Genomic DNA, 13,538 nt, shown 5'->3' on the forward strand with positions numbered 1-13,538 from the left:
AATTAACCGGCCACCGCCATGCCGACGGTCATATGCAGGCCATAAAAAATCCCGCGACCAATACATTCACCGACAACGATCAGGATAAACCCTATCAACAAGCCAGGAGTTTTAGGCTGAACGCGGCGTAAAAGCGGGCAAATCCAGCAGCCTAAACCGAGCGCTAACAGTGCGATGCGCCAGACCTGAAGCGAGGCGTAATCAGGAACCAGGGCGCTGGCATGCTGAACGGAACTTTGAATTGCCGCGAGTTCACTGCCTTGCAGGACGATAATCGCCACCGCTACAAATAACGCCAGCACGCTCAGCGCGGCGAGTTTTATGTGGTGGAAGGAGTAATCGACGGCGCGTAACAGCAAAGTCGCGAGCAGCGGGCCACCCAGCACCACGGTGATAAAGAAACTCAGCGTGGTATAGCTATTGTGCCAGGTCGGAACGGTGTCAATCTGATAAACGCGAGTCATTGCCCAGACAAAAACCAGCCCCAAAACCATCGTTGCGGCAAGCCATACTCGGCCAATCGCCAACGGCATTTTCTTCAGCACCGCTATCAGCCACCAGAAACCGCCCACCGCGAAGAACACTGAACCGCTGGCAATTTCATTGCTCAGAGCCGACTGCCCAACGCGATTGAGCGAATTAAACGCCCGTAGCGGTGAACCGAGGTGCATGACCGATGCCAGAAACGCAATGCCCATCAGCACCCAGATAAAGAACATGGCGCGAACCATTTTTTGCTGTAACTCGCTATTATTACTTGCCGAGTTCCACGCCAGCCCCATCACAATGACAGCGCCCACCACGCACTGGCCCAGCACGGTAAATAACACTAATGGCCATTCATGCCATCCGCTTCCCATCTTAGACCTCCAGAGGATTGGCCAGATAACCGGTTTTATCCCCACAAGGGCGGCTGTTGGCGTTGGGTTTAATAACAATATTAGGCTTGGTGAAATGCGCAGAAGGCAGTGGCGCGATTGACGCCTGGTTGCCATATTTTTGCCGCAGTTCAGCAATCGGAGCCATATCCAGAGCACGAAGCGGGCAGGATTCGACGCAAACAGGTTTCTTGCCTTCCGCGATGCGTGAATAGCAGCCATCGCATTTGGTCATATGGCCTTTTTCCGCATTGTATTGCGGCGCACCGTACGGGCAGGCCATGTGGCAGTAGCGGCAACCAATGCAAACGTCTTCATTCACCACTACAAAACCATCTTCACGCTTGTGCATCGCGCCGCTTGGGCAAACCTTGGTACAAGCTGGGTCTTCGCAGTGGTTGCAGGCGATCGACAGGTAATAAGCAAACACGTTTTGCTGCCAGACACCGTTGTCTTGCTGCCAGTCGCCGCCTGCATATTCATAAATGCGGCGGAAACTGACATCCGGGCCTAAGTTTTTGTAATCCTTGCAGGCCAGCTCGCAAGTTTTACATCCGGTGCAGCGGCTGGAATCTATGTAAAATCCGTATTGGGTTGTCATTCGCTATTCCTTACGCCTTCTGGATATCAACGAGATTGGTATGTTGTGGATTGCCTTTCGCCAGCGGTGAAGGGCGCTGCGTGGTCAGCGTGTTGATACATGACCCGTGGTCAATGCGATCGCCGGTCATATTGGCTTCGTGCCAGGCGCCCTGGCCCATGGCGGTCACACCCGGCATGATGCGTGGCGTGACTTTCGCCGGGATCCGCAACTCGCCCCGGCTGTTAAACACGCGCACCATATCGCCACTGGCGATACCGCGAGCCTGCGCATCAATCGGGTTAATCCACACTTCCTGGCGACATGCAGCTTTGAGCACATCAATGTTGCCGTAGCTTGAGTGGGTGCGGGCTTTGTAATGGAAGCCGAAAAGTTGCAGCGGGTAAGTGCTGCGTTCAGGGGCGTCCCAGCCGTCAAAAGTGGAGGCATAAATGGGCAGCGGACTGATGGTTTCGTCTTTTTCCAACTCCCAGCTGGCGGCGATTTTCGCAAGCTGGCTGGAGTAGATTTCGATTTTACCGGACGGCGTTTTCAACGGATTAGCATCCGGGTCGGTGCGGAAATCTTTATAAGCGACAAAATGCCCGTTCGGATCTTTACGCTTAAATATTCCCATCGCGCGCAGTTCTTCATACGACGGCAGTGCGGGGTCAGTTGCCAGCATCCTGGCGTAGAGATATTTCAGCCATTCTTCCTGGGTGCGGCCCTCGGTAAACTTCTGGTAGATATCCGGCCCGAGTCGACGGGCGATTTCGCTGGTTATCCAGTAAATCGGCTTGCGTTCGAACTTCGGTTCAGTCGCCGGTTGGATGAAGATCAGATAGCCCATATTCCCGGCGTAATCATTCGGGATAATGTCTTCTTGTTCGACAGTCATTAAATCCGGCAGCAGGATGTCGGCATATTTCGCCGATGAAGTCATAAAGTTTTCGATGACCACAATCATTTCGCATTGGCTGTCATCTTGCAGAATATCGTGGGTTTTATTGATGTCGGAATGCTGGTTAGTAATGGTGTTTCCGGCGTAGTTCCAGATGAATTTGATCGGCACATCAAGTTTGTCTTTGCCGCGCACACCGTCACGTTTGGCGGTCATTTCTGGCCCGCGAGCGATGGCATCAGTCCAGCTAAAGCAGGAAATCTGTGTTTTCACCGGGTTCGTCAACACCGGCATGCGTTCAATAGTGATGGTGTAGGTGGACTCGCGTGCGCCGCTGTTACCGCCATTGATGCCCACGTTGCCGGTCAGAATCGGCAGCATGGCGATGGCTCGTGAGGTTAATTCACCGTTGGCCTGGCGTTGCGGCCCCCAACCCTGCGCGATATACGCCGGTTTAGTGCTGCCAATTTCACGGGCCAGTTTGATGATTTTATCTGTCGGAATACCGGTAATCGCCGACGCCCATTGCGGGGATTTTTCTACGCCGTCGTCGCCCTGACCGAGAATATAGGCTTTGTAATGCGAGTTGGTGGGCGCGCCTTCCGGCAGGGTTTTCTCATCGTAACCTACGCAGTATTTATCGAGGAAAGGTTGGTCGACGAGGTTTTCGCGAATCAAAACGTGAGCAATACCGGCAACCAGAGCGGCATCCGTACCCGGACGAATCGGCAGCCATTCATCTTCGCGCCCGGCGGCGGTGTCTGTGTAGCGCGGATCGATAACGATCATGCGTGCGTTGGAGCGCTCGCGAGCTTGCTCCAGATAATACGTAATCCCGCCGCCGCTCATGCGCGTTTCGGCAGGATTATTACCGAACAACACCACCAGTTTGCTGTTTTCAATATCAGACGTGCTGTTGCCGTCGTTGCTGCCGTAGGTGTAAGGCATCGCGCAGGCAATTTGCGCGGTACTGTAAGTGCCGTAGTGGCTGAGGAATCCGCCATAGCTGTTCATCAGGCGGGCAACCAGCGAGGCGTAAGGCGACGAACGCGTAATATTCCCGCCGACGATCCCCGAGGTGTAGTTGATATAAACCGCTTCGTTGCCGTACTTTTCCACTGTGCCTTTCAGGCTTTTGGTGATGGTGTCCAGCGCTTCATCCCAGGAGATGCGTTCGAATTTCCCTTCACCGCGAAGACCTACGCGCTTCATCGGGTAGTTCAGGCGTTCCGGGTGATTGATACGGCGACGAATCGAGCGTCCACGCAGGCAAGCGCGTACCTGATGATCGCCATACACGTCATGCCCGGTGTTATCGGTTTCAACCCAGGTGACTTCATTATCGCTTACGTGCAAACGCAGGGCGCAGCGACTTCCGCAGTTCACTGAACATGCGCCCCAGACCACTTTATCTTCAGTATTTTGGTTTACCGCAGCGCCAACAGCCGTGGCTGCGGCCCGCAAGCCAAAGGGCAGGGATATTCCACTGACCGCAAGGGCAAGCCCACCAATGGCGCTGGTTTTCACCAGGCTTCGACGGGTGATTCCATCAGGGCAACTTTGGTTCGACATAACTCACTCCATGACATTTTATTTCAGGTCGGGATGTCATTGTTTTTGTAGTTTTAGGTGTAATGACAGCGGCGCGAAAAATTGCTTATCAGGCGAATATTTTCGTCAGGAAGGAGTTTTACTCATTTAGGAGTAGCGTTTGTTAACACGGGTCAAAGTAAGTGCGGAGTTTTGAATGAAAGTTGACTTGTATGGTGCGAGGGAGAGAGCGGGGCTGTGATGCCCCGGTTTAAGAGATTACTGCGGCTCGGTTTGTGTTCCATCCTGAGTGGTGCTGCCACTTGCCGGATTGTTGCCGCTGCTGGTGCGCGTATATAAGATTTTCTGCGTATCATTAGCGCAATGCCCTACGACTTGCGCATCGGGTTGGTCGGCCTGGTCGTTAGGGACAATCGTCAAACTAAATCCCGACTCAGGGACACCGTTATTAATAATCTTTTGCTGAATGTCGGCCTTAACTTTATCGCATGATGTCTGCGCGGCTAACACTGGAGTGGTCGCGATTAACAGACATACACCCAGCCAAATCGAGTGTTTCATGATCTCTTCCTTATGTTGAGAGTGCTATTAAAGAATAGTCGCTTTAGTGTAAATCGCTGTATTTGCTTATATCATGATTGTTACCTATCAAGTCGATGACAGGATTTACGTGAATAAAATCATTATCCTCTGTGCTCTGGCGGTGTCTATTGCCGGGTGCGACAATCAGAACAGTACCCTTTCCTACACGCCTGAAATGGCGAGTTTCTCTAATGAATTTGATTTCGATCCGTTGCGCGGGCCGGTTAAAGATTTCAGCCAAACGCTCATCAATGAAAAGGGCGAAGTGATTAAACGCGTGGTGGGTTTGGTGTCAGAGGAAGGGTGTTTCAACGAACTCGAATTTCACGATCTGGAAAATAATACCGGAGCCACGCTGGTGCTCGACGCCAATTATTACCTTGATTCGGTGAGTCGGGAAAGGCGAGTCAAGCTACAAGGGAAATGCCAACTGGCTGAATTACCCGGTGCTGCCGTAACGTATGTGACGGACGATAACGGTTTTGTGGTCGCGGCTCACGGCGAAGGCACCGCCATCACTTATCAATATGATGCGCAGGGCTACCCTTTAGGTAAAACGACCACGGTAAAAACCGAGACTCTCGCCATCACCGCGAAAGCGGGTAGCGACGATAAGAAAAAACTCGATTACACCTCTGAAAGTACACTTAACGGCAAAGCGATTGCGGTGGTTAAGCAAACCTGCGATTACGATGGCCATTTCAACCCGCTGGAATGTGTGTTGCGCATTACCGATGAAAGTGTCGAACCGCCTAAAGTTGAAAGTTACACCATCAAAAACAGTATCAATTATTATTGATGCTAAGCGTTTTTAAGGAAGCCGGATGAATTGGTTGCAGCGTCTGAAAATTGACACATTTTTGCTGATTATGATTGGCGTGGTCGTGGTGGCTTCACTCTTCCCCTGCGAAGGGGCCATCAAAACGATGTTTGAATATCTGACAACCGCCGCGATTGCGCTGCTGTTTTTCATGCACGGAGCCAAACTTTCGCGCGACGCCATTGTGGCGGGAATGGGGCACTGGAAATTACACCTTGTCGTGTTTCTCAGCACCTTCGCACTGTTTCCATTATTAGGCCTGGCGATGGGTTTTCTCTCGCCCGCCATTCTTAATCAGCCGCTGTATATGGGCTTCCTTTATCTGTGTGCGCTACCTGCTACGGTGCAGTCGGCCATTGCATTTACTTCGGTCGCGGGCGGCAACGTTGCGGCGGCGGTGTGTAGCGCATCGGCCTCCAGCATTCTGGGGATTTTCCTGTCGCCCGTTTTAGTTGGCGCGCTGATGAATACCCAGGAAGGAAGCACTGACACGTTACATGCGATTGGGAAAATCGTCCTGCAATTGATGGTGCCGTTTGTGGTGGGACATTTGTCGCGTCCGTTGATTGGCCGCTGGGTCGATAAACATAAGAAATTGATCAGCCTGACTGACCGCTCATCCATTCTGCTGGTGGTGTATGTGGCGTTTAGCGAAGCGGTGGTGGAAGGCATCTGGCAGCAGGTGAATGGCACCGCGCTGCTCGGTGTGCTCGGTTGTTCCATCGTGTTGCTGGCGATTGTGCTGGTGATCAACACCTGGGTTGCACGCTTAATGGGTTTCAATACGGCAGACGAAATTACCATTGTGTTTTGTGGCTCGAAGAAAAGCCTGGCTAATGGCGTGCCGATGGCAAACGTGCTGTTCCCGGCGAGTGCCGTGGGGATGATGGTGCTGCCGCTGATGATCTTCCACCAGGTGCAATTGATGGTTTGCGCGGTGCTTGCGCAACGCTACGCGAAAAAAACGGCGAAGGAAAAAAGCGAGCTTGAGTCAGTTTCCTGACCCAAGCTGTAACAGGTTTAAGCCGCGCGAACTTTAGCGATCAGCGCCTGCTTTTCTGCGTCGGACAAGAAAGCAATTTTCAAACCATTCTCTTGTGCGGTGCGAATCTGCGCCGCACTCAAACCCGCCTGCGGTGCGGCAACCGTGTATTCATGAATAATATCGATGCCCTGAACCGCCGGGTCATCGGTATTAATCGTCGCCAGTACGCCTTTCTCAAGGAAGGTGATTAACGGATGCTTATCCAACGACGCGATGGTGCTGGTCTGGATATTCGACGTCAGGCAAGACTCAATGCCAATACCGTGTTCGGCCAGGAAATCCATTAACGCGGGATCTTCGATAGCTTTCACACCGTGACCGATACGCTCGGCACCCAGTTCACGAATCGCCTGCCAGATACTTTCCGGCCCTGCGGCTTCACCTGCATGGACGGTAATATGCCAGCCTGCGTCACGTGCGCGGTTGAAATGGTTCAGGAACAGGCTTCCTGGGAAACCCAACTCATCACCAGCCAGGTCAAGAGCAGTAATGCTATCGCGATGGGCGAGCAGCGCTTCGAGTTCGGCAAGGCATGCGGCTTCACCGAATGTACGGCTCATAATGCCAATCAAACGGGCTTCAACACCAAAATCGCGGCAGCCCTGGCGCACGCCTTCAATAACGGCTTCAACCACACCCGCAACCGGCAGGTTATGCGTCATCGCCATGTAGCCCGGTGAAAAACGCAGTTCAACATAATGCAGGCCGTTACGCGCGGCATCTTCAATATTTTCCCACGCCACGCGGCGACAGGCATCAAGGTCGGCCAGGACTTTCACGCCCCAATCCAGTTTTTGCAGGAAACTCACCAGGTCCGGCGCAGTTTCAACGACTTGTACATGAGGACGAAGGGCTTCAAGGGAATCCGCCGGCAGCGGTAAATTAAACTGGCGGCCGAGATCGAGAATGGTTTGTGCACGAATATTGCCATCAAGGTGGCGGTGCAAATCAGTTAGCGGCAGGGTGGTATCAATCATGGTCGCACTCTTTTTTTGATTAAAGTGCGTAACAGTATAAAAACAAACGCACCTAAATAGCTACGTTGCGCAAATAATAAAGGGGAAGTTTAATTCCCCTCGTTATTATGTCACGGCAGATTATTGCAGGGATTTAATCGCTGCAATCAAGCGTTTCACGCCTTCTTCGAGCTTCACTCGCGGGCAACCGGCATTCAGACGCACAAAGCCTTTTCCTTCCTCGCCGTAGGTATATCCCGGCATGATAGCGACTTTTTGCTGCTCGATTAACGCAGTTTGCAGCGCATTGTCATCAATACCCAGCGGGCGCAAATCAATCCACGCCAGATAAGTTGACTCTGACGGCTGCCAGTTCAGTTGCGCAAACTCAGTGTTGAGTGTATCGGCCACATAACGCAGATTACTTTGCAGGTAAGTCCGCAGTTCATCCAGCCATGCCGCGCCTTCCTGGTAAGCAGCAATATGGGCAATCACCGCAAGAATGGCGGGTGAGGAGAGACCGTCCTGGCCTTTGAGCACATTCAGGTATTTCTGGCGTTCATCGGCGTCATTAATCAGGCCATATGCCCCGGTTAATGCCGGAATGTTGAAGCTTTTGGAACCCGAAGTGAACAGTGCCCACTGGCCTTTTCCGACTTCATTCCACGGGGTATGACGGTGGCCTTCCCAAACCATATCCATATGGATTTCATCGCTAATAACACGTACACCGTGGCGTTCGCAAAGCGTTGCCATGGTATCGAGTTCCGCGCGCGTCCAGACTTTACCGGTTGGGTTTTGTGGGCTGCACAGCAGCATGATTTTGCATTCAGGCTTCGCCAGTTGTGCTTCAAGCGCTGCCATGTCGCACATCCAGCCGCTTGCGGTTTTTTGCAGCGGCGCGCTAAATACCTGGCGCTTGTTGCCCTCAATGGCTTTATAAAAGGCGTCGTAGGCCGGAGTGTGGATAAGTACGGCGTCGCCTGGTTCAGACCACTGGCGAATCAATTGTGAGACCATATAAATCACTGACGGGCCGTACACCACCGATTCTTTATCAATGACGCTGTTAAAACGGACGTTGTACCAGTGAGCAATCGCCCCGAGGAACTCTTCATTCTTCCAGCGGCTGTAGCCTAAAACGCCGTGAGACAACCGTTTTTGCAGGGCATCGAGAATGACCGGAGCGGTAGGGAAATCCATATCTGAGATGGTGAAGGGCAGGAGATCGGCGGCACCGAAACGGTCTACGACATAATCCCACTGGGTACACCAGGTTCCGTGACGGTCAACGGGGGTGGAGAAATCGAACATATCACCTCGCAACAAACGGGCGCCGAAGCGCCCATTGTGGTTTACGCCTGAGCAGTTTGCATCAGGTGTGCCATTTCATCTTTCACCGATTGGACCTGCGGCCCAATCACCACTTGCAGATTATGCTGATTGAGTTGCACGACACCAATGGCGCGCAGATTTTTCAATGCAGCACTGTCCACCAAAGCCATATCTTTCACCGACATACGCAGACGCGTGATGCAGTTATCGAGTGAGACAATATTATCCGCGCCGCCAAGGGCTGCCAACATCGCTGGGACATTGTAGCCAGATTTACCGACCTGACCGGCTATGGCTTTTTCCGCGCTGGTGGTGGTGTCAATATCACGACCTGGCGTTTTGATATTGAAGCGCGTAATGGCGAAGCGGAAGATGGAATAGTATGCCCCGAACCAGATAGCAGCGACCAGTGGCACCAGATACCATTTCGTTGCCAGACCGTGCAGGATCCCAAACACCACGAAGTCGATGATGTTGCCATCAGTATTACCGATAGTCACACCCAACACCGCCATGATGGTAAAGCCAAGGCCAGTCAACAAGGCATGGATGACATACAGAACCGGAGCCACGAACAAGAACAGGAATTCCAGTGGTTCCGTGGTGCCGCCAACTACGCAGGCAATCACACCGGAGATCAGCAGGCCTTTAATTTTATGACGGTTTTCCGGGCGGGCACAGTGATACATCGCCAGTGCAGCACCAGGTAACCCCCCGAGGAAGGCAGGCATTTTACCCTGAGAAAGGAAGCGGGTCGCACTTTCGGAGAACCCATGAACACTCGGGCAACTCAACTGCGCCTGGAAGATTGTCAATGCGCCGCTGACGCTATGACCACAAACATCCATCGTGCCGCCTGCATCCGTAAAGCGAATCAGCGCAACGAGGATATGGTGCAAGCCAAATGGCAGCAATAAACGCTCGCCCGTCCCGAAGATCATCGGGCCAAACATGCCTGCGCTATTGATCATATTGCCCAGTGCGTTGATCCCAGCTGCAAAAACAGGCCAAATCAACGGGATAACCAGACCTACCAGCCCCATAACGACGGTAGTAATGATTGGCACAAAGCGCGTACCGCCGAAGAAGGCTAAAGCATCTGGCAGGCGCACATTGTGGAAACGTTCGTGAAGCAGGAAAACGATGATCCCGACAATGACCGCACCCAAAATACCGGTATCAATAGACTGAATACCGAGGATATTTTGAATGTTGTTTGCTTTCAGGATTGCTGCGTCAGTGGTTGGCAGAATGCCTTTGGCGGTTAGCCAGAAGTTCACCGCCAGGTTCATTACCGCGTAACCGACAAAACCGGCAAACGCAGCAACACCTTTGTTTTCACGCGCAAGGCCAAGTGGGATGGCGATACAGAACATGATTGGCAGGAAACTAAAAGCAAACGAACCGACTTTGCCCATCCAGGTGAAAATCAGTTGTAAAACGGGATTACCTAAAGCCGGAAGTAATGTAACAACATCGTGACTGCTTAGTGAACTGCCGATACCGAGCATGATGCCGCAGAATGACAACAATGCCACTGGCAACATAAACGTTTTGCCAAGGTTTTGAAAAAACTCCCAAAGCGTAATTTTTTGTGGTGTATTAGCCGCCATAACGACTCCTTTAACCCTGGTTAATAAATGAGTAGTAGTACAAAACGAGACGGATGATAAAACGTTTTACCAAGCTTTATTGCGTGTTAGTTCACAGATCCAAAGCGCAGTAGAGTGCCTAATATGCTCATACGGGTTAAACGTTTTATCACCTAATTTGCTTCATGGAGGATTCGTCTGACTAATGACGATTCAAGAAAAGAAAATAACCATTCACGAAGTCGCTGAAGCCGCAGGGGTTTCTGTCACGACAGTTTCGCTGGTGCTTAGCGGCAAAGGTCGCATCTCTCCGGCGACCGGGTTACGCGTGAATGAAGCCATCGAAAAATTAGGATTCGTGCGCAATAGACAAGCCGTTTCATTGCGTGGCGGCCAAAGCGGCGTGATTGGTTTGATCGTGCGCGATCTTTGTAACCCTTTCTATGCGGAACTGACGGCAGGCCTGACGGATGAACTGGAGAAGCAGGGCAAACTGTTGTTTCTGACGCAAAGCGGCGCGCAAGGGCAGCATATGCAGCGTTGCTTTGACATGCTGGTGGCGCAGGGCGTGGACGGGATTATTGTGGCAGGCGCGGCAGGACAGGGTGCAGATATGCGCGCCATTGCCGAACAAAAGAACCTGCCGCTGGTGTTTGCCTCCCGCGCCAGCTATCTCGACGAAGCCGATATCATCAGGCCTGATAACATGCAGGCTGCACAGCTGGTGACCGAGCATTTAATCAAACGCGGGCACCAGAGGATTGCGTGGCTGGGTGGCGACGGATCGTCATTAACTCGCGCTGAACGCGTCGGCGGCTACTGCGCCACATTGCTGCAATACGGTTTACCATTCCACAGCGAGTGGATTATTGAATGCGAACCGAGCCAGAAAAAGGCAGCAGATGCCATTACCACATTGTTGCAGCATAACCCGACCATTACCGCCGTACTCTGCCACAACAGCATTGTGGCGATGGGCGCATGGTTCGGTTTACTGCGCGCGGGGCGGCAAAGCGGCGAGGGAAGTATCGACAGTTACTACGACAGGCACGTGGCGCTGGCAGCTTTCGCGGAAGTGATGGACGACGAACTGGATGATTTGCCCTTAACCTGGGTGTCAACACCGGCCCGAGAAATCGGCCGCAGTGCCGGGCAGCGGATTGTCAAACGAGTGCAAAACGATAACGAAGAAGCTCGGAGCCAAATTATGCCGGCGAGATTGGTGATACGTAAAAACTAAATTGAGATCCCTGATGTAAATACCCTGCGGCATCGCTGCCGCAGGGTATGCATTTATGGCGTAACGATATTGAACCAGAACTCAAACTTGTCCATATAGCCCAACATCTCATCGAGCTTCGCACCATTACCGGTGACTTTAACCTCGCCTTTATCTTCAGCCTGCTTCAGGGTTTCTTCTTTCAGGATGATTTTATTCAGCGTGTCACGGTTCAGGGCAATCGTGGCATCAGCATCTTTCGCTTCGGCATTAGGCGTGTGGTTTAGCACGCCGTTTTCCAGCTCCAGCTTGTACTTACCGCCATCGCTACCCAGGTCGATATTAAATACCGCTTTGGCATTACCGGCTTTTTCACCGTTGATATGTACCGCCAGGAAATCGAAGAACATTTCAGGCGTCATCGCACGAACGGTATCCGGGCTTGCCGTATTCGGTGTTGGGCCTTTAACCACACCATTGCGCAGCTCCTGAGCACCGGTCAGGTAGAAGTTACGCCATGGGCCGGACTCAGCCTGATAACCCAGTTGTTCCAGTGCGTCCGCTTCCAGGTTACGCGCATTCTGGTTATTTGGATCGGCAAACACCACTTTACTCACCACCTGAGCAACCCAACGGTAGTTACCCTGGTCAAAGTCGGTTTTCGCTTTCTGAAGAATCGCATCGGCACCGCCCATGTACTCAACAAATTTCTTAGCCGCTTCTTCCGGCGGTAATTCATCAAGCGTTGCCGGGTTGCCATCGTACCAGCCGAGATACAGCACATAGGTCGCTTTTACGTCATGGCTGATGGAGCCGTAATAGCCGCGGTTAGCCCAGGTCTTCGCCAGGCTGTCTGGCAGTTTGAAGTTGGCAGCAATTTCATCGCGTGTCAGGCCTTCGTTAGCCATGCGCAGGGTCTGGTCGTTGATATAACGATACAGGTCACGCTGGCTTTTCAGCAGGCCAACCACGTTTTCGTTACCCCATGTCGGCCAGTGGTGCTGAGCCATAATGATTTCGGCTTTGTCACCCCAACGCACAATGGCTTCGTTGATGTATTTCGACCATGGTAGCGGTTCACGAATTTTCGCGCCGCGCAGGGAGTAAGTATTGTGCAGAGTGTGAGTCACATCCTCTGCGGCTTCGATGAGTTTCTTCTCTTCGATATACCACAGCATTTCAGACGGGGCTTCTGAACCCGGTGCCAGCATGAAGTCATAAGTCAGACCATCAATGACTTCCTTCTGGCCATCTTTCTCGATGATGTTCGTTGGGGCAATCAGCGTCACGGTACCCGCTGAGGTGGTGGTGCCCAGACCCGCGCCGACCTGGCCGGTGGCTTCAGGTTTCAGGAGGTTGCCATACATATAGCTGGCACGGCGGCTCATGACATTGCCCGCCATAATGTTTTCCGCGACCGCTGCTTCCATGAAGCCTGCTGGCGCATAAACTTTTACCTTCCCGGATTTCACATCCGCTTCATCTACCACACCACGCACGCCGCCATAATGGTCAACGTGGCTATGGGTATAAATGATGGCGACGACAGGTTTATTGCCGCGATTTTTGAAGTACAAATCCATGCCGACTTTTGCTGTTTCTGCTGAAACCAGCGGGTCAACGACGGTAATCCCTTCTTTACCCTCAATGATGGTCATGTTGGATAAATCGAGGTTACGGATCTGGTAAACGCCCTCAGTCACTTCAAACAGACCGCTGATGTTGATCAACTGAGACTGTCGCCAAAGGCTCGGGTTTACGGTGTCAGGGGATTTTTCCCCTTCTTTGATAAATGCGTACTGCTGTGGGTTCCAGATAACATTTCCCTGCTCGCCTTTAATCACGTCCTGCGGTAAAGCGGCGATAAAGCCTTTGTGAGCATTCGTGAAATCGGTGTTATCGGAGAAAGGAAGCTGGTTATAAAGTGCATCGTTGGCTTGCTTTGTTGACGCTGTGGCACCTTTTGGTGCTTCCTGCGCGAACAAAGGTGTCAGTGCAGTGGAGGAAAGCAACCCTGCCAGTGCAAGACTTTTGACGATCAACGTAAGTCTCATTTGTACCCCTCATGTTAAAACCTTC

Annotated in this window: 11 protein-coding genes; 3 read left to right on the forward strand and 8 right to left on the reverse strand. The window is 52.2% G+C overall.

The window, feature by feature from the left end:
• Positions 1-2 precede the first annotated feature (2 nt).
• The 4 genes from M2371_RS10700 to M2371_RS10715 all read right to left on the reverse strand — a co-directional run bounded on the left by M2371_RS10700 (position 3) and on the right by M2371_RS10715 (position 4,471).
• Positions 3-860, reverse strand: a complete 858-nt coding sequence (locus M2371_RS10700) for a dimethyl sulfoxide reductase anchor subunit family protein (protein WP_259267683.1) — start codon at positions 858-860, stop codon at positions 3-5.
• Between the two features lies 1 nt (position 861).
• Positions 862-1,479, reverse strand: coding sequence for a DMSO/selenate family reductase complex B subunit (locus M2371_RS10705; RefSeq protein ID WP_259267684.1), 618 nt, complete (start codon positions 1,477-1,479; stop codon positions 862-864).
• 10 nt (positions 1,480-1,489) lie between these two features.
• Positions 1,490-3,931 (reverse strand): selenate/tellurate reductase subunit YnfE, encoded by a 2,442-nt coding sequence (gene ynfE / locus M2371_RS10710; RefSeq protein WP_259267685.1) that lies wholly within the window; start codon positions 3,929-3,931, stop codon positions 1,490-1,492.
• Between the two features lie 237 nt (positions 3,932-4,168).
• Positions 4,169-4,471, reverse strand: a complete 303-nt coding sequence (locus tag M2371_RS10715) for a DUF1161 domain-containing protein (RefSeq protein ID WP_034495027.1) — start codon at positions 4,469-4,471, stop codon at positions 4,169-4,171.
• A 109-nt stretch (positions 4,472-4,580) separates the two neighbouring features.
• On the opposite strand from M2371_RS10715, the gene M2371_RS10720 reads away from it, so the two are divergent.
• Together M2371_RS10720 and M2371_RS10725 are read left to right on the forward strand one after the other, a co-directional pair.
• On the forward strand, positions 4,581-5,291 hold the full coding sequence (locus M2371_RS10720; RefSeq protein WP_034495029.1) for a YnfC family lipoprotein: 711 nt from the start codon (positions 4,581-4,583) through the stop codon (positions 5,289-5,291).
• 25 nt (positions 5,292-5,316) lie between these two features.
• Positions 5,317-6,315, forward strand: a complete 999-nt coding sequence (locus tag M2371_RS10725) for a bile acid:sodium symporter family protein (protein ID WP_259267686.1) — start codon at positions 5,317-5,319, stop codon at positions 6,313-6,315.
• 17 nt (positions 6,316-6,332) lie between these two features.
• Here the strand turns inward: M2371_RS10725 and add are convergent, their stop codons facing one another.
• From add to malX, 3 genes are all read right to left on the reverse strand, one after another.
• Positions 6,333-7,334, reverse strand: a complete 1,002-nt coding sequence (gene add / locus M2371_RS10730; RefSeq protein WP_034495032.1) for an adenosine deaminase — start codon at positions 7,332-7,334, stop codon at positions 6,333-6,335.
• A gap of 120 nt (positions 7,335-7,454) precedes the next feature.
• Complete coding sequence (locus M2371_RS10735) at positions 7,455-8,627, reverse strand: MalY/PatB family protein (RefSeq protein ID WP_259267687.1); 1,173 nt, start codon at positions 8,625-8,627, stop codon at positions 7,455-7,457.
• Between the two features lie 41 nt (positions 8,628-8,668).
• Positions 8,669-10,261: a maltose/glucose-specific PTS transporter subunit IIBC gene (gene malX, locus M2371_RS10740; protein WP_259267688.1), complete on the reverse strand. Its 1,593-nt coding sequence runs from the start codon at positions 10,259-10,261 to the stop codon at positions 8,669-8,671.
• A gap of 184 nt (positions 10,262-10,445) precedes the next feature.
• Between malX and M2371_RS10745 the strand changes: the two genes are divergently transcribed.
• Positions 10,446-11,480: a Mal regulon transcriptional regulator MalI gene (locus M2371_RS10745; RefSeq protein WP_034495038.1), complete on the forward strand. Its 1,035-nt coding sequence runs from the start codon at positions 10,446-10,448 to the stop codon at positions 11,478-11,480.
• Between the two features lie 53 nt (positions 11,481-11,533).
• On the opposite strand, the gene M2371_RS10750 is transcribed toward M2371_RS10745, so the two are convergent.
• Positions 11,534-13,513, reverse strand: coding sequence for an alkyl/aryl-sulfatase (locus M2371_RS10750; protein WP_024143307.1), 1,980 nt, complete (start codon positions 13,511-13,513; stop codon positions 11,534-11,536).
• Between the last annotated feature and the right edge of the window lie 25 nt (positions 13,514-13,538).

This window comes from Buttiauxella sp. BIGb0471, assembly GCF_024807715.1.
Classification (GTDB): domain Bacteria; phylum Pseudomonadota; class Gammaproteobacteria; order Enterobacterales; family Enterobacteriaceae; genus Buttiauxella; species Buttiauxella agrestis.